Source organism: Planotetraspora thailandica, from assembly GCF_016863335.1.
GTDB classification, from domain to species: Bacteria; Actinomycetota; Actinomycetes; order Streptosporangiales; family Streptosporangiaceae; genus Planotetraspora; species Planotetraspora thailandica.
Window position 1 is genome coordinate 1 of sequence record NZ_BOOR01000030.1, and the last position, 16,455, is coordinate 16,455.

At 68.8% G+C, this 16,455-nt stretch carries 16 protein-coding genes; 4 read left to right on the forward strand and 12 right to left on the reverse strand.

Annotation, left to right across the window (positions count from 1 at the left end):
- Window positions 1–141 precede the first annotated feature (141 nt).
- From Pth03_RS20695 to Pth03_RS20705, 4 genes are read right to left on the reverse strand one after another with little or no spacing between them, the layout of a single operon-like run.
- Window positions 142–1,056, reverse strand: a complete 915-nt coding sequence (locus tag Pth03_RS20695; protein WP_203945984.1) for an ABC transporter substrate-binding protein — start codon at window positions 1,054–1,056, stop codon at window positions 142–144.
- Window positions 1,057–1,092: 36 nt separating this feature from the next.
- Window positions 1,093–1,755: an ABC transporter permease gene (locus Pth03_RS41610; protein ID WP_239119221.1), complete on the reverse strand. Its 663-nt coding sequence runs from the start codon at window positions 1,753–1,755 to the stop codon at window positions 1,093–1,095.
- On the reverse strand, window positions 1,752–2,429 hold the full coding sequence (locus tag Pth03_RS41615) for an ABC transporter permease (RefSeq protein WP_239119222.1): 678 nt from the start codon (window positions 2,427–2,429) through the stop codon (window positions 1,752–1,754). The genes Pth03_RS41610 and Pth03_RS41615 overlap by 4 nt, the downstream gene beginning before the upstream one ends.
- Window positions 2,426–3,502 carry an ABC transporter ATP-binding protein gene (locus tag Pth03_RS20705; RefSeq protein WP_203945985.1) on the reverse strand — a complete coding sequence of 359 codons (1,077 nt, stop codon included), beginning with the start codon at window positions 3,500–3,502 and terminating at the stop codon, window positions 2,426–2,428. Before Pth03_RS20705 ends, Pth03_RS41615 begins: the two co-directional genes overlap by 4 nt.
- A 334-nt stretch (window positions 3,503–3,836) precedes the next feature.
- Between Pth03_RS20705 and Pth03_RS20710 the strand changes: the two genes are divergently transcribed.
- Window positions 3,837–5,060, forward strand: a complete 1,224-nt coding sequence (locus tag Pth03_RS20710; protein WP_203945986.1) for an RNA polymerase sigma factor — start codon at window positions 3,837–3,839, stop codon at window positions 5,058–5,060.
- 140 nt (window positions 5,061–5,200) lie between these two features.
- On the opposite strand, the gene Pth03_RS20715 is transcribed toward Pth03_RS20710, so the two are convergent.
- The 5 genes from Pth03_RS20715 to Pth03_RS20735 form a co-directional block, all read right to left on the reverse strand.
- Complete coding sequence (locus tag Pth03_RS20715; protein ID WP_203945987.1) at window positions 5,201–6,373, reverse strand: lipid-transfer protein; 1,173 nt, start codon at window positions 6,371–6,373, stop codon at window positions 5,201–5,203.
- 275 nt (window positions 6,374–6,648) lie between these two features.
- Window positions 6,649–7,044 carry a MaoC/PaaZ C-terminal domain-containing protein gene (locus Pth03_RS20720; protein ID WP_203945988.1) on the reverse strand — a complete coding sequence of 132 codons (396 nt, stop codon included), beginning with the start codon at window positions 7,042–7,044 and terminating at the stop codon, window positions 6,649–6,651.
- Window positions 7,044–7,991 carry a bifunctional MaoC family dehydratase N-terminal/OB-fold nucleic acid binding domain-containing protein gene (locus Pth03_RS20725; protein WP_203945989.1) on the reverse strand — a complete coding sequence of 316 codons (948 nt, stop codon included), beginning with the start codon at window positions 7,989–7,991 and terminating at the stop codon, window positions 7,044–7,046. The genes Pth03_RS20720 and Pth03_RS20725 overlap by 1 nt, the downstream gene beginning before the upstream one ends.
- Window positions 7,992–8,044: 53 nt before the next feature.
- The gene (locus tag Pth03_RS20730; protein ID WP_203945990.1) at window positions 8,045–9,217 is read right to left on the reverse strand and encodes an acyl-CoA dehydrogenase family protein; all 1,173 of its coding nucleotides are present in this window, start codon (window positions 9,215–9,217) and stop codon (window positions 8,045–8,047) included.
- Entirely contained in the window at window positions 9,217–10,287 is a 1,071-nt protein-coding gene (locus tag Pth03_RS20735) for an acyl-CoA dehydrogenase family protein (protein ID WP_203945991.1), read from the reverse strand. Before Pth03_RS20735 ends, Pth03_RS20730 begins: the two co-directional genes overlap by 1 nt.
- Before the next feature lie 198 nt (window positions 10,288–10,485).
- On the opposite strand from Pth03_RS20735, the gene Pth03_RS20740 reads away from it, so the two are divergent.
- Window positions 10,486–11,142, forward strand: a complete 657-nt coding sequence (locus tag Pth03_RS20740) for a TetR family transcriptional regulator (RefSeq protein WP_203945992.1) — start codon at window positions 10,486–10,488, stop codon at window positions 11,140–11,142.
- An 89-nt stretch (window positions 11,143–11,231) separates the two neighbouring features.
- On the opposite strand, the gene speB is transcribed toward Pth03_RS20740, so the two are convergent.
- A complete protein-coding gene (gene speB, locus Pth03_RS20745) occupies window positions 11,232–12,200 on the reverse strand; it encodes an agmatinase (RefSeq protein ID WP_203945993.1) in 969 nt (322 codons plus the stop codon).
- A 180-nt stretch (window positions 12,201–12,380) separates the two neighbouring features.
- On the opposite strand from speB, the gene Pth03_RS20750 reads away from it, so the two are divergent.
- Entirely contained in the window at window positions 12,381–13,541 is a 1,161-nt protein-coding gene (locus Pth03_RS20750) for a steroid 3-ketoacyl-CoA thiolase (protein ID WP_203945994.1), read from the forward strand.
- Window positions 13,542–13,548: 7 nt separating this feature from the next.
- Here the strand turns inward: Pth03_RS20750 and Pth03_RS20755 are convergent, their stop codons facing one another.
- Window positions 13,549–14,451, reverse strand: a complete 903-nt coding sequence (locus tag Pth03_RS20755) for a TIGR03619 family F420-dependent LLM class oxidoreductase (RefSeq protein ID WP_203945995.1) — start codon at window positions 14,449–14,451, stop codon at window positions 13,549–13,551.
- Window positions 14,452–14,680: 229 nt separating this feature from the next.
- Here Pth03_RS20755 and Pth03_RS20760 point away from each other — a divergent pair, with 229 nt between their 5' ends.
- Window positions 14,681–15,352, forward strand: coding sequence for a FadR/GntR family transcriptional regulator (locus Pth03_RS20760; RefSeq protein ID WP_203945996.1), 672 nt, complete (start codon window positions 14,681–14,683; stop codon window positions 15,350–15,352).
- 55 nt (window positions 15,353–15,407) lie between these two features.
- Here Pth03_RS20760 and Pth03_RS20765 read toward each other — a convergent pair whose 3' ends face one another.
- Window positions 15,408–16,442, reverse strand: coding sequence for an aldo/keto reductase (locus tag Pth03_RS20765; protein ID WP_203945997.1), 1,035 nt, complete (start codon window positions 16,440–16,442; stop codon window positions 15,408–15,410).
- Window positions 16,443–16,455 lie beyond the last annotated feature (13 nt).

Sequence of the window (16,455 nt, forward strand, 5' to 3'; positions counted from 1 at the left end):
ACCCCAAGGTTGGGGGGAGCACCCCCAGGTTGGGGGGAGCACCCCCAGGTTGGGGGGAGCACCCCCAGGTTGGGGGGAGCACCCCCAGGTTGGGCACCCCAACCGTTCTCATGGTTGGGGGCCATCAACCCGAGGTTGGGGTTAGAGGAGGCCGTTCTGGGTCAGCCAGTCCTTGGCGACCACGGGCGGGTCGTCCTTGTCGACCGAGATCCGCTTCATCAAAGACAGCAAGGTCTCCGTGGTGAGCTTGGCCGAGACCTCGTTGAGCGTCGACGTGACCGTGTCGTTCACTCCGGCCTTGTACACGAGGGGCGTCACGTTGTCGGAGCCGAATGCGTTCTTGGTGTCCTGCAGCGAGACCAGGTCGTTCAGCACGATCTTGGGGTCGGTGGTGAACACGTTTCCGACCTGGATCGTGCCGCTCTTGATCGCGTCAGCGGTGGTGTCGCCGGTCGGCTTCCACTCCTTGAACTCCATGCCGTAGACGTCCTTGAAGTTCTGCTCCTGGCGTTCCTTGAACTCCGGCGGCCCGCCCACGACGTAGTTCTTGGACACCTTGGCCAGGTCCTCGACCGTGGTGAGCTTGTCCTTGGTCGCCGTCTCCTTGGTGACCGTCAAGGAGTTGTTGTCCTGGGCCTCGGACGGCGTGAGGACCTGCAACTCGGACGGCAGCTTGCTGCCCAGCGCGGAGACGATGTCGTCCTTGGTCTTGACCGTGCTCGTCTTGTCCACGAACGCCAGCAGCGAGCCGATGTACTCGGGCACGACCGTCAGGCCGCCGCTCTTGATCTGGTCGTAGACGACCTCGCGCGTGCCGATGTTGGGCTTCTCCTCGACGGTGATGCCCTTGGCCTGCAGAGCCTGTGCGTAGATCGAGCCGAGCAGGATGCTCTCGGGGAAGTTGAACGAGCCGACGACGACCTTGGGCGACGCGCCGACCGAGGTCGCCGGGGTCTCGGCGGGTGCGGCGGTCGACAGAGGGTCGGAGCCTCCGCACGCGGATAGGGTGAACGCCGCGGTCAGGGCGACCACCGCGGAGGTGAGAATGCGTTTCATCAAAAATCCCTTCAAAATCGGGAGGTAAAAGGGAGATTACCGGACTTGCCGAACCCCAGGGGAGACGACTGCCCGGTTGAGCAGCGTGAATCCCAACTGAACGGCCAGCGCGAGGAGCGCGATGAGCACCGCTCCCCCGATGACGTCGGAATATGCCTTGGTCGCGAGCCCGTCGATGATAAACCGGCCGAGACCGCCCAAGCCGACGAAGGCCGCCACTGTGGCGGTCGACACCACCTGGATGGCGGAAAGCCGCAACCCGAGAAGGATCAGCGGAAGCGCGCTCGGGGTGAGCACCTGGAACAGCACCTGGTGCCCGCGCAGGCCCATGCCGTACGCCGCGTCACGCAGGTCGGCGTCGATGCCGCGCACCCCTTCGTACGTGTTGACGAGGATCGGCGGGATGGCCAGCACGATCAGAGGGATCAGCACCGGCAGTACGGTCCCGACCCCGATGAGCAGCACGACCAGCACGAGCAGGCCGAGCGTGGGGAGCGCGCGGGCTGTGTTGGCGGAGACCACGACGAGAAACGCGCCGCGACCGGTGTGGCCGATCAGAAGTCCCAGCGGGACAGCGATCACGGCGGCGATGAGGAACGCCGCGGCGGAGAACTCGAGGTGCTCCAGGATGCGCACCGGGATTCCGTCGGGCCCCGACCAGTTGTCCGCGTTCCCGAAGAAGTCGATCAGCCAGTTCACGCCGTTCCCCTCCTCGCCCGCGACCACGGGGTGAGCAGCCACTGCGCGAACACGAGCAGGCCGTCGGACAGGACGGCGAGCGCCGCGATGAGCACGATCCCCACCACGATGGGGGTGTAGAACTGCCGCTGCCAGCCGTCGATGAAGAGGTTGCCGAGGCCGCCCTGCCCGATCAGCGCGCCCACGCTGACCAGGCTGATGCTGGAGACCGTCGCGACCCGCAGCCCGCCGAGAACCACCGGCACCGCGACCGGCAACTCGACCTGCAGGAGCCGGCGCAGCGGCCGGAAGCCCATCGCCACAGCCGACTGCCGCACGTGGTCGGGTACCGCGCCCAGCCCGTCGACCACGGCGGGGATGAGCACGGCAAGCGTGAAGAACGTGAGCGGAATGATCACCGTCGTCTGGGTGAGCCCGGTGACCGACAGGAATATGGAGAACAACACGAGCGACGGCAAGGAGTAGATGACGTTCATCAGCCCTGCCGTGGGCTGATAGAGCCACCGCCATCGCGCGCACGCGACCCCGAGCGGCAGCGCCACGAGCAGTCCGAACACCACCGGCAGCAACGCCATCGCGACGTGACTCTCCAGCAGAGTCTTGATCGCGGAAGGGCCCCCGTTGTCCCAGTTCCTGGCGATCCAGTCCCAGCGAATCAGCGGCTCGTCGTTCACGGCTCCGCCCGCCCGTGGTCGTCGGCCGCGACGCGCTCGCCCGGCTCCGGCTCGTGTTCGAGCGACTTCTCCGCATAGCGGATGAGCACGTCGTCCAGCGCGTCGCGCGTCACCACGCCGACCGCGCGCCCGTCGCCGTCGGCCGCGATCGCCGCGCCGTTCGGCGACAGCAGCGCGGCGTCCAGCGCCGCGCGCAGCGAGTCGCGCTCCGGGTTGAAGGTTCCGTACGGCAGGAGCCCGCCGTCGGAACGCCAGCCGAGCGGCCGGCCGTCGGCGTCCACCACGAGGTCGTCGGGCAGGGGGCCGAGCCGTACGCCCTTGGCCGGGACGAAGGACAACCGCCGGATGCCGCGGTCGCGGCCGAGGAACTCGCGGACGAAGTCGTCGGCCGGCTCGCTCAGCAGCGTCGCCGGAGCGGCCATCTGGGCGAGGTGCCCGCCGACGCGCAGGACGGCCACCACGTCGCCCAGCTTGATCGCCTCGTCAATGTCGTGGGTGACGAAGACGATCGTCTTGTTCAGCTCGGACTGGAGGGCGAGCAGTTCGTCCTGGAGGCTGGCCCGCACGATGGGGTCCACCGCGCTGAACGGCTCGTCCATGAGCAGCACCGGCGGGTCGGCGGCGAGGGCGCGGGCCACGCCGACCCGCTGCTGCTGCCCCCCGGACAGCTGGAACGGGTAGCGGTTCGCCAGCTTCGCGTCGAGACCGACCAGCTCCAGCAGCTCCATGGCGCGTGCGCGGGCCTTCTTCTTGTCCCATCCCAGCAGGTACGGCACGGTCGCGACGTTGTCGACGATCTTGCGGTGAGGGAAGAGCCCCGCCTGCTGAATGACGTACCCGATGCCCCTGCGCAACGTGGGAGGGTCGATCGCGCGCACGTCCTGGTCGTCGAGCAGGATGCGTCCGGAGGTCGCGTCGATCATGCGGTTGATCATCCGCAGCGACGTCGTCTTGCCACACCCCGACGGCCCCACCAAGACGGTGATCGCCCCGGTCGGCGCCTGGAGGCTGAGATGATCCACCGCCACGGTCCCGTCGGGGTAGCGCTTGGTGACGTCTTCGAATGTGATCACGCGGGACCTCGCCCTTCGCCGGTTGAACGATCGAGACAACAGCCCGGACTCCGGCGGTGTTCCTCCGGCCCGCTTCCGCGAGCCCCTCCGTCGCTCCCATCGTCGCAGCCGCCATATGCCGCCCGGTCATGTGACGCGCCCGTCAGCCTACGGGCACCTCGTCCGATCTGTCGTGTCCGCCGGTGATTCACCAAGATGATCAATTAGCGGAATTTCGTCAGCCGAATTTCTATCAATAGGGCATCTAATAGTGCGCTGAGCGGCGTTGTGTTGGCATGATTGTTCTCACCAATCCCTTCAGCCCCTCACCTAAGCACCCAGAGGAGAGCCGGTCGTGACCTCCCCGCTCACCGGTCAGCGTTCGCGCAGCGAGCTGATCGCCGAGCTCTACGAGCGTCACGCCGTCGGGCTGTTCGCCTACTGCCACGACCAGCTCGGCGAGACCGCCTCCGCGGGCGACGCCGTGGTCGCCGTGTTCACCGGCGTCCCGACGAGCGAGCCGCCGCCACGGGCCCTCCTGTACGCGCTGGCCCGCCGCGAGATCTACCGCCGCGACGTGAGCTACGCCCTTCCCTCCGTCGACTCCGTCGCCGATCCGGCGACCGCGCTCATCGAGCGGGTCTTCCGCGACATCCGCCCGCACCAGCGCGAGGTGCTCCTGCTGTCGGCCGTCTGCGGTCTGAGCACACCGGAGTTGTCCGTCGTGCTCGACATCGCCCCCGACACCGCGGGCGAGCTCACGGACGGAGCGCTGCGGCGTTTCGCCCAGACACTCGAGACCGCGACCGCCGCCGCCCGGTCGGCGCCGTTCGTCGCCGCCGACGTGGCCGAGGTGTACGACGCGATCGCGGTGGCCTCCGCCTCCGACATCCTCGCCCGGCTGCCCTGGCACCGACCGGCCGCCGCGATTCGCGCCCGCGTGTTGTCGGCGCTCCTGCTCGAAGAGCCACGCGCCGCCGACGGCTCGATCAACCTGCCGACCAAGAAGTTATGGCCCACCACGCCCACGTGGCCTCTGCCGCTGAGCAACCCGGACCAGGCCACCGACACATCCCTCGTGCAGACCCAACCGATCTCCTCGACCGAGCCGCCGAGGCGCCGGGCCAAGCACGAGGCCACCACCGAGCCGATGCCCAAGCTGCGGGGGTCGATCCTCAACGCGATCGGCGAGGGCCGTCCGCGGAGGAAGCGTGCGGCGGCCCAGCCTGCGGTTGAGAGCGCGCCCGCCGAATCGGCGGAGACCTTCGACGCCTTCCGCCCGCCGGAGGCGGACGACCGGGCCGCCGCGTCCAATGTGGTGACGGCCGACGCGCCCAGCGCGTCGAAGACGGTCGAGGCAGCGGCGGACGCCCCGGCGCAGCTCGTGCCGGTCGAAACGGTGGAAACCGCCGAGCGGGAGGCTCCCCAGAAGCCGCGCGAGAAGAAGGCCAAGCCGGCCAAGCGCAAGAACAAGGGCGATCGTCACTACGACTGGCTGTGGGAACTCGTGGGGTTCCTGGTCTGCGTGGCCATCGCTTTGATCGTCTTCTTCTCCCTCCCCGGAATCGTCGGCCACTGACCCCCTTCCCCGTGATCATGCAGAAGTTCGGGAACTTGTCCGCCGACCTGGCCAGACTCGTTTCGTGATCATGCAGAATTTCGCGATCAACGGCCTCCACCTGCGGCGATTCGATCCGTGATCATGCACTGTCGGGTCGCTCACGCCTCCGACAAGATGAGGCCGCTCGTGGGGACACCCGTACCAGCGGTGACCACGACGTTCCGTACCCCTTGAACCTGGTTCACGGAGCTTCCCCGGATCTGCCGTACGGCTTCCGCGATGCCGTTCATGCCGTGGATGTACGCCTCGCCGAGCTGACCGCCGTTCGGGTTGACCGGCAGACGGCCGTCGATCTCGATACCGCCGTCCCGGATGAAGTCCTTCGCCTCTCCGCGACCACAGAATCCGAGCTCCTCAAGCTGACTCAGAACAAATGGCGTGAAATGGTCATAAATGATGGCGGTCTGAATATCAGACGGAGCGAGCCCGGATTTTTCCCACAATTGTCGTGCGACCACTCCCATTTCAGGAAGTCCAGCCATTTCGTCGCGGTAATAACTGGTCATCATCATCTGCCCGGCGCCCGAACCCTGGGCCGCGGCCGCGATCACCGCGGGCGAATGCCGGAGATCCCTCGCGCGCTCGACACTCGTCACGACAAGGGCGACCGCGCCGTCGCTCTCCTGGCAGCAGTCGAGCAGATGCAGCGGTTCCGCAATCCACTTCGAGGCCTGATGCTCCTGCAGTGTGATCGGCCTTTGGTGGAACCAGGCCGCGGGATTCGTCGAGGCATGCCGCCGCATCGCCACAGCCACTCGCCCGAAATCTTCCGATGTAGCGCCATATTTGTACATATAGCGACGCGCGAACATGGCAACCCACGCGGCGGGAGTCATCAGCCCATACGGCACATGCCAGCTCATTTCGAGCCCCTGAGACGACGGTTCACCCCCGACCCGGGCATCGGGTTGCCCGAAGCGCCGGCCCGATCGTTCATTGAACGCGCGATAGCAGACGACCACGTCGGCGATGCCGCTCGCCACCGCCATGGCCGCCTGGAGGACCGTGCCGCATGCGGCGCCCCCGCCGTAATCGACCCTGGAGAAGTACGACAAGTCGCCCATGCCGACCTCACGGGCGACCGCGATCTCCTGATTGGCGTCTTGCGTGAAGGTGACCAGTCCGCTCACGTCGGACGGCGAGAGCCCGGCGTCGTCAAGCGCCGCGAAGACCGCCTCAGCGGCCAGCTGGAGTTCCGAGCGGCCGGAGTTCTTCGAGAATTCGGTCGCGCCGATGCCCGCGACAGCCGTACGACGGGACAGGGAGCCCATGGGAGCCCTCCTTCTGCATGATCACGAACATTGCCGGTGCAGGTCAGCGAAGTTGATCCCGAACTTCTGCATGATCACGAGTGGAGTCGCCGCAGGTCACGGCCAAGTCTCCGAACTTCTGCATGATCACGCCCAGGGTTTGCGCTGGTTGAGGGGTCGGCGCCCGAACTTCTGCATGATCACCCCAAGGCTTGGCGCATGATCACCCCAAGGGTTACTGCCCAAGGCTTGGTGCATGATCATCTCAAGGGTTGTTCCCCAAGGCTGCTGCATGATCATCCCAAGGCCACGGGGGTGAGGGTGGCCTGGGCGGTCACATGGGGGCCGAGACTCACGCGGCCGATCACCTCGATGAGGGTCTCCGACTCCGTGACCGAGGCCACCGTGCCCGAGAAGGTCAGGGTGTCCCCCGCATAGGCAGGGACGCCCAGCTTCACCTTCAGGCCGCGAAACCGCGCCGACGGGCCGGCCCAGTCGCTCACGTACCTCTCGACCAGACCCATCGTCGTCAGGATGTTCAAGAAGATGTCCGCCGAACCCTGCGCACGGGCGATCGCGGGATCGTGGTGGACCGGCGTGAAATCCCTGGTCGCGATCGCGGTCGAGATGACGACGGTGGGCGTGAGCTCGATCGCGAGAGGTGGCAGCTCGGCCCCGGCGACGACCCTCATCACGCCTCCACCGGAATCCACATCGGCAGCGTGAGCTCGTCATCCATCTGCTGATATGTCACCCGAACCGGCATGCCGACATAGACGTCCTCAGTGGCGCATCGCACGATATTTCCCACCAGCCGCACTCCTTCCGGCACCTCCACCACCGCGACCACGAAGGGGGTGCGCAGCCCGGGCACCGGCGGATTGTGGTGCACCACATAGCTGTAGACCGTGCCCGAACCGCTCGCCACGGCATGCGTCCGCCGGGTCGACCGGCAGGTGGGGCAGACCGGCCCGGGAGGGTGTCTCAAGATCCCGCAGTCACCGCATTTCTGGATTCGCAGCTCGCCTTCGCGCACGCCGTCCCAGAAGAAGGCGGTGTCCCTGTTCACGGCGGGCCGCAGAGGGTACGGCTCTCGCGCCGCCTCAGCACCCACGTTCCGAGACTCGTCCGCGGCGGTGGCGGAGGTCTTCGGGCGGAACTTCAGCAGGCGGAACATCATCTCCGCCACGGGCTCGTCGCCCGCGTACCAGGTGACGTTCCACGTGACGAAATAGCCGTCGCCGAGGGCGGTGCGCTTGGGCCCGGCGATGTCCGTCAGCCGGGTGCCGGATGTCAGCTCCTCCCCCAGGTCGAGGTAGCGGTGATAGGTGTGCTCGCAATTGGTGGCGACCACTCCGGTGAACCCGGCCTCGTCGAGGGCCTCGAAGACGTCGTCCACCGGGAGCCGCACCCGGCGGTCGGGGTCGCGGTTCAGCCCCTCCATCGACCACACCTGGATCATCGCGGGGGGCGCGACGGCGTCCGGACCGGCGTACAGCGGGTTGCGCTCTCCCATCGCCTCGGTCCAGTGGCTGATCGTGGCGGCGTTCACCGGGAGAGGCGCGGCGATCCGTGGGCCTTCGCCCGCCGCGATCGCCTTGCCCGCGACCGCCATGAGGTGGTCCCGCTCGTCGGTCATCGACCCTCCATCTCAAACGCCGTCTCCCAACCGGGTCATCCCAGACAGCTGCCTCAGCGCGGCGGTTTGGGGAGCTGGAGGCCGAGCATGGCGATGAGCTCGCGCTGGACCTCGTTGACCCCTCCGCCGAAGGTGAGCACGATGGCGCCCTTGACGCCGCGGTCCAGGCGGTCGATCAGCTCCCGGGTCTCCTCGTCGCCCGGGTCGCCGAATCTCGCCAGCGTCTCGCCCACGATCCGGCCGACGTCCTGCATGCGCTCAGAGCCGTAGATCTTGGTGGCGGAGGCGTCGGGCGCCCCCAGCCAGCCGAGGTCCATGTTCGCGGCGACCTGCCAGTTGAGCAGTTCGTTCGTCCGGAAGTATGCGTAGACCCTGGCGATGGCCCGCCGCACCTCGGGGTTGGCGAACAGCGGTTTGCCGTCGCGGCCCGACTTGCCCTTCGCCCAGGCGGCGAACCTCAGGTAGGTGTGCGCGATGTTGCCCGCAGGTCCCAGGGTCACCCGCTCGTGGTTGAGCTGGTTGACGATCAGGTCCCAGCCCTTGTTCACCTCGCCCACGACCATGGTCGCCGGGACGCGCACGTCGGAGTAGTACGTCGAGTTCGTGTGGTGCCGTCCGTCCATGGTGACGATCGGCGTCCAGGAGAAGCCGGGGTCGGCGCAGTCCACGATCATCATCGTGATGCCCCGGTGCTTCTTGGCGTCGGGGTCGGTGCGTGCCGCCAGCCAGATGTACTGGGCGTGGTGCGCCCCCGACGTGAAGATCTTCTGCCCGTTCACGACGTAGTCGTCGCCGTCCCGCACCGCGCTCGTCCGCAGCGAGGCGAGGTCGGTCCCGGCGCCGGGTTCGCTGTAGCCGATCGCGAAGTGGCAGTCGCCGGCGAGGATCCGCGGCAGGAAGAACTCCTTCTGCTCGGCCGTGCCGTACTGCATGAGGGTGGGCCCCACGGTCTGGAGCGTGATGATGGGGTACGGCACCTCGGCCCGGGCGATCTCGTTGGCGAAGATCTGCTGCTCGAGCGGGCCGTATCCGCCTCCGCCGTACTCCTTCGGCCAGCCGAGACCGAGCTTGCCGTCCCTGCCGAGCCTTCGGCAGTGCTCCATGTACGCCTCGCCGAACGGATCCCGCGCGATCTTCGTACGGTCCTCGGCGGTGAGGCATGCCGCGAAGTACTCCCGCAGCTCGTCGCGGAGCCTGCGCTGCTCGGGGGTCAAGTCGATGTACATCAGACCAGCGCTCCGATCAGGTCGAGCTGGGCCTGCTCGCCGCCGAGCAGGTGGGCGGCGTTCTTGCCCCAGGCGAAATACCGGTGCAGCGGATAGGTCACGTCGAGGCCGATGCCGCCGTGCAGGTGCTGGCAGGTGTAGAGCGCCTCCAGCGCGGGACCGGCGGCGTGGTAGGCCGCGATCGCCAGGTCTTCTTCGGCGGGCAGCCCTTCGGCGAGCCGCCAGGCGCCCGACCACATGGCGACGTCCAGCGCCCTGCCCGCGATGTAGACGTCGGCGATCTGCATGGTCACCGCCTGGAACTCGGCCAGCACCCGGTCGAACTGCCGTCGCGTCCTGATGTATTCGGTGGTCAGGTTGAGCGCGCCCGCCAGCACACCCGATGCGGTGGCGGTGACGCCCGCGAGTGTGTGGAGCCGCAGCGCCTCCCACGCCGTGCCGTCGGGCTCCCCCACCGCCTCCCCCGGCGAGCCGTCCAGGGTGATCACCGCGCCGGGCTCTCCGGTCGAGAGCGGCATGTCCTGTACGGCCACAGCCTCCGGTTCGACGAGGAAGAGGCCCACGCCGGCTCCTTCGACCTGGGCCGGGACGAGGATCTTCGCCGCCTGAGCCGCGTAGGCGACCAGGCTCATGCGGCCGGTGATCCTGCCGCCGCTCGCGACGGCCGTCGGCGGTTCGGAAAGGCCGGCGCCCGGCTCACGCGGGCCGAACGTGAGCACCGCCTCCCCATCGGCCAGGGGCGTGAGCGCCTCCCGCTGGGCGGCGGTGCCGTACCGCGCGACGACCAGCGCGGTGACCAGGCTCGGCAGCACAGGGACGGGGGCGACGTGCGCTCCGGCCTCGCGCAGGATGACCGCCATCTCGGCCGCACCGAGCCCTGCTCCACCGGCCTCCTCAGGCAGGCACGCGCCCAGCAGCCCGGCCTGCGCCAGCGCCTTCCAGGCGCCCGCGTCGTACGGCCGGCCGCTTTTTTCATGCGCCTCGATCCGCGCGGGGGCGGCTTCGCGGCCGAGCACGCCGGATGCCAGCGTGCGCAGCTCCGCCTGGGTCTCGTCCAGATTGAAGTCCACTAGTTCTCCAGGAGGTGGTGGCGAGATCTGGAAACACCGGCAGAACCGCAAACTAGAACAGATTCTAATCTGTGTCCATAGCGAGCCGCTTCGACCGGCCGTGACGTGCGCGCGGAGCACGAAACGCATGGATGCGGGGATCACTTGTGACCGTGGAGTAACCATAGGGGTGGGCAGGGATTCAGATAACGTGTTCCTATGCGCATTTCGCATGTTGGCGCGGATGCCCCGGCGCCGCAGTCAGAAGGGGCATCCGGCGTGGACAGCCATCCGATCTCTCCCGCGCCCGGGGTGCGGACGCGGAACCAGCACCAACGACGCAAGCGAATCGTCCAGGCGGCGGCCGCGCTCGCCTCACGAGGCGGCGTCGAGGCCATGCAGATGCGCACGGTCGCCGAGCGCGCGGGCGTCGCCCTCGGCACGCTCTACCGCTACTTCCCGTCCAAGATGGATCTCGTCGTCGCCGTGGTGAGCGAGGAGATCGACACGCTGGAGGGGAGCATCGGGCGCCGCCCGCCCAACGCGCCCACGGCGGCGGGCCGGGCCGTCGACATCCTGATGCGCGCCACCCGCGGGCTGATGCGCGAGCCCGAGCTCGCCGACGCCCTGATCCGGTCGCTCATCATGGCCGAGGTGGACACGCCGTTCGGCGACCGCATGGCCGGGCTGCTCCTGCGCGTCGCCGGAGAAGGCCTCACCCTGGAGAGCGCCACCGAGGAGCAGTACGCGCTGGCCGGCTCGTTGTCGGGGGTCTGGGTGCAGGAACTGCTCGAGATGTTGCGTGGCCGCAGGACCTACGACCAGGTGCAGCGCAGGATCGAGATCGCCGCCGACCGGCTCTTCGCCGACTTCTGAGCGCGACGAAGCGTCCGGCGAGGAATTACTCCATGGACGCGATCACCGCGCCCTGACCGGCTGAGGCCGGGGTCCCCCCGGAAAGTCGCTCAACCGGCCGGCCGCGAGCCGACCGCCAGCAGGGACAGCAGCGTGTAGGCGACGTTGGCCGCCGCGATGCCGGAGATCTCGGCGTGGTCGTAGGCCGGCGACACCTCGACCACGTCGGCGCCGACGATGCGCAGGCCTGCCAGCGCGCGCAAAATGACCTGCAGCTCGCGGGAGCTCAGACCGCCGATCTCCGGGGTACCGGTCCCCGGCGCGTGCGCGGGGTCGAGCACGTCGATGTCGATCGAGATGTAGACCGGGCCGCCGCCGAGCCGCTCACGCACACCGCGGGCCACGTTCGCCGCGCCGTGCGCTTCGACGTCGTCGGCCGAGAACACCCGGAAGCCGAGTTGCTCGTCCTTCTCGAGGTCGAGCGCGCTGTACAGCGGGCCACGAATGCCCACGTGGGCGCAGCGGCGCTCGTCGAGCAGCCCTTCCTCAGCCGCGCGACGGAACGGCGTGCCGTGCGTGTACGGCTCGCCGAAGTAGGTCTCCCACGTGTCCAGATGCGCGTCGAAATGCAGGACGGCCACAGGCCCGTGGTGCCCGGCCATCGCACGCAGCATGCCGAGCGCGATCGTGTGGTCGCCGCCGAGCGCCACGACCCTCGTGCCGCGGGCCAGCAGGTCGCGCGCCGCATCGTGCACCGAATCGATCGCCGCCTTGATGTCGAAGGGGTTGCAGACCACATCGCCCGCGTCCACGACCTGCTGCTCGGCGAACGGCTCGGCCCGTAACGCCGGGTCGAACGGGCGCAGCAGCCGCGACGACTGCCGGATGTGCCCCGGCCCGAACCGCGCGCCCGGGCGGTAGCTGACCCCGCTGTCGAACGGCACGCCCAGCAGGGCGACGTCGGCATGGTCGACCTGGTCGAGGCGCGGCAGGCGCGCGAACGTCGGCGCGCCGCCGTATCGCGGCACGAGTGACGCGTCGACCGGGCCGATGGGGCCGCCGTCGGAGTGCTCGGGCATGGTTACGGTCCTCCGATGCGTGGCGCGTATCGCGCGGTAGAGGTTCGATTGCGGCTGAACTTCGCCATCATCCCGGATTGCGTACGGCCGGGCCGCTGCCCGGGGGCGCTCACCACCTTCCCGGTCTAAGTAGAACGCGTTACAGTCCGCTGGAGCGAAGTCGCGACATGCGGAGGTCTCGTGGGCACCCCGGTGATCGTCGAAGCGGTACGCACGCCGATCGGGAAGAGAGGCGGCGTACTGGCCGGCCTCAAGCCGCAGGCGCTGCTCGGCGCCGCGATGAAGGGGCTGGTCGACCGGTCGGGGATCGACCCGTCGGCCGTCGAGCAGGTGTTCTCCGGCTGCGTCACCCAGGCCGGCGAGCAGGGCGGCCACGTGGGCCGGCACGCCTGGCTCTACGCGGGCCTGCCGTACGCGGCGGGCGTGACGACCGTCGACGCGCAGTGCGGCTCGTCGCAGCAGGCGGTGCACCTGGTCGCGGCGCTGATCCAGGCCGGGGTCATCGAGGTGGGCATCGCCTGCGGCGTCGAGAGCATGAGCCGGCAGCCGCTCGGCAGCAACGTGCTTCCCGCCAACCCACGGCCGGACGACTGGACGATCGACCTGCCCGACCAGTTCACGGCGGCCGAACGGATCGCCGGACGCCGCGGCCTCACCCGCGAGCGGCTGGACGCGTTCGGCGCACGCTCGCAGCGTCTGGCGGCCGAGGCGTGGGCAGCCGGCAGGTTCGCCCGTGAGGTGCTGCCCGTGGTCGCGCCGGTGCTCGGCGCCGACGGCTCCCCGACCGGCGAGAGCCGTACGGTCGACAGGGACCAGGGGTTGCGCGAGACGACGGCCGAGGGCCTCGCCCGCCTCCGTCCCGTGCTGGGTGAGGCGGGCACGCACACGGCGGGCACGTCGTCGCAGGTTTCCGACGGCGCGGCGGCGGTCCTGCTGATGAGCGAGGAGGCGGCGGCCCGCCACGGGCTGCGCCCCCGCGCCCGCATCCGCGCGCAGGCGCTGGTCGGCTCCGAGCCCTACTACCACCTCGACGGGCCGGTCGACGCGACCACGAAGGTCCTCGGACAGGCCGGAATGACGATCGGCGACATCGACCGGTTCGAGGTGAACGAGGCGTTCGCGGCGATCGTGTTGTCGTGGGCGTCGGTGCACCAGCCCGAGATGGACCGGGTCAACGTGAACGGCGGCGCGATCGCGCTCGGCCACCCGGTGGGGGCGACGGGCGTGCGGCTGATCACGACCGCGCTGCACGAACTGGAGCGGTCGGACTCCTCGACCGCCCTCGTCACGATGTGCGCAGGTGGCGCGCTCGCGACCGCCACGGTCATCGAACGCGCCTGAAACGATCTCAGCCGCGCTGGATGAGCGGCAGCACCTCGTTGACCAGCTCGAGGGACTCGTCGGCGGTGGAAGCGACGAACGAGGAGTCGACGAGGAAGTGATCGATGCCCGTCGCCTCTGCCACGGTCTTGACGACATCGGCGGTCTGCTGCGCCGAGACGCCCTGCATGACGTTCACGCGCATGATCGTGTCGATCGAGGCCGGGTCGCGGCCGGCGTCGCGGGCGAACCGGTCGATGGCCCTACGCTGCTCCGTCATCATGTCGATGTTCACGAAGTAGGGGACCATGCACAGGGGCAGCCAGCCGTCCGCCCGCTCACCGATGCGCCGAAGGGCCGCCTCGGCCGTCCCGCCCAGGTAGATCGGCGGATGAGGCCGCTGCGCGGGCTTCAACGGGCTGTGCTGCAGCGGCAGGTCGATCAACTTGCCGTGGAACTCGGCCGGGTCCTGCGTCCAGAGGACCTTGAGGGCGTCCAGCAGCTCGTTCATCCGAGCGCCGCGGGTGGAGAAGTCGTACCCGACGGCTTCGTACTCCTCAGGTGACCAGCCGATCCCGAAACCGGGGATGAGACGGCCACCGCTGATCAGGTCGATCGACGTCAACGTGCGGGCCAGCTGCACCGGCGGGTACAGGGGGGCGATGAGCACGTGCGTGCCGAGCTTCACCCGCTCCGTCGCACCGGCGGCCACACCGAGGACGACGAACGGGTCGGCCGCGGTGTTGTACTCGACCGGAATGGTGTCTCCCCGACCGCCGGCACCGATCTTCGGGTTGACCGCGGCGAAGTTGCGGTCACCCACCCAGAGGCTGTCGGCGCCCGCCTTCTCCGCCTCGCGGGCGAAATATGCCGTCTTGGCAATGTCATGTGCCTGCTTGTGCAGATGCGGAACAGCAAAACCAATCTTCACGGCATCCCTCCTTGCCTCAATGCCGAGGCCAACGAACGTACGCCATGAATCTGGACGTCGATTCGCGAGGTTGTGGCCGGCCGCCGAACCCGTGGGATTCACAGAAGGTAGAGATCCCGGTCGGGATCTACGGCGGTGCCATGCGGCATACACTCTTAGACATCGGATGTCTAATGGTCCACGCATGCGGGGTCCGTTCCCGCCGGCAGGGCTGCAAGGAGAGCATGGCGTGGCAGTCACCGACGCGGCGATCGACAGCATCAAAGACATGATCATCTCGGGCGAGCTGGCCCCGGGCGACCGGCTCCCCAAGGAGGCCGACCTCGCCGAACGGCTCGGCCTGTCCCGGAACTCGCTCCGCGAGGCCGTACGCGCGCTCGCGCTGATCAACGTGCTCGACGTGCGCCAGGGCGACGGGACGTACGTCACCAGCCTGGAGCCGCCCCTGCTGCTCGACGCGCTGTCGTTCGTCGTCGACTTCCACCGCGACGACACGGTTCTGCAGTTCTTCCAGGTCAGAAGGATCCTCGAACCCGCCGCCACGGCGATGGCCGCGACGCAGATGAAAGACGACGACATCGAGGCCCTGCGCAAGATCCTCGACTCGCTGCCCGCCGAGCCGAGCGTCGAGCAGCTGGTGGCCAACGACCTGGAGTTTCACCAGCGGATCGCCGCCGGCTCCGGCAACGCCGTGCTCTCTTCGCTGATCGAGAGCCTGTCGGGGCCGACCACGCGGGCGCGGGTGTGGCGCGGCCTCACCCAGGAGGGCGCCCTGGGCAAGACCCGCGAGCAGCACGTCGCCATCTACGAGGCGATCGCCTCCCACCAGCCCGACATCGCGATGGCGTGGGCGACCGTCCACGTGGCCGGCGTCGAGGAGTGGCTGCGCCAGGCCCTGTGAGCCCGGCCGCCCGCGAGTACGGCCCGGGCCTGTGTCCGCGCCGTACGGACGGGGGTCAGGCCAGAAGGTCCTGCCTGGCCGTGATGCTCCTCTGCTGGACCCAGGCGGGGTAGCGGGCGGGTCGCCGGCTCACCTCGTCGAGCCGGGCCACGTCCTCCTCGGTGAGCTCCAGATCGACCGCGGCGAGGTTGTCCGTGAGCTGCTCGACCTTGCGCACGCCCGTGATCACGCTGGTGACGGCGGGCCGTGACAGAACCCATGCGAGCGCCACCTGCGCGACGCTGACCTCGTGCCGGGCCGCGACGTCCCCGAGCACGTCGATGATGTCGTAGGCGCCTGCCCGGTCCATCGGGGGCCAGTCCGGGTAGCCCTGCTGGGCGTGCCGCGACTGCTCGTCGGAGGCGCCTTCGCGGGTGAACTTGCCCGACAGGAAGCCGGCCGCCAGCGGCGCCCACACCATGAGGCCGAGCCCGTGGTCTTCGATCATCGGCAGCAGCTCGTCTTCGAGGTCACGCCCGACGAGCGAGTAGTACGCCTGCACCGAGACGAACCCCGCCAGGTCACGCAGCGCCGACACGCCCAGCGCCTTGGCCACCTGCCACGCCGCGAGGTTCGAACATCCTATGTATCGGATCTTGCCCTGCCGTACGGCCACGTCGAGCGCGGCGAGGGTCTCCTCGATCGGCGTCAGCGGGTCGACGTTGTGGATTTGGTAGAGGTCGATGTGGTCGGTGCCCAGGCGGCGCAGGCTGGCGTCCAGGGCGGAGGCCACGTGGAGCCGGGAGAGCCCGAGGTCGTTGGGGCCCGGCCCCACGCGTGCGGCCAGCTTGGTCGCGAGCACGACCTCGTCCCTGCGGCCCGCGAGCGCTTGGCCGAGCAGGGTCTCCGACTCGCCGTCAGAGTAGACGTCGGCGGTGTCGACGAAATTGACACCGGCGTCCAGCGCCGTGCCGACGATGCGGTCGACCTCGCTCTGCCCCAGAGCGCCCAACATGCGGTACACGTCGTTGTCGGCACCGCCGAAGGTCATGGCGCCGAGGCAGATCTCCGAGACCAGCGCACCCGTACGCCCCAGAAGACGATATTTCACAGTTTCTCCATGT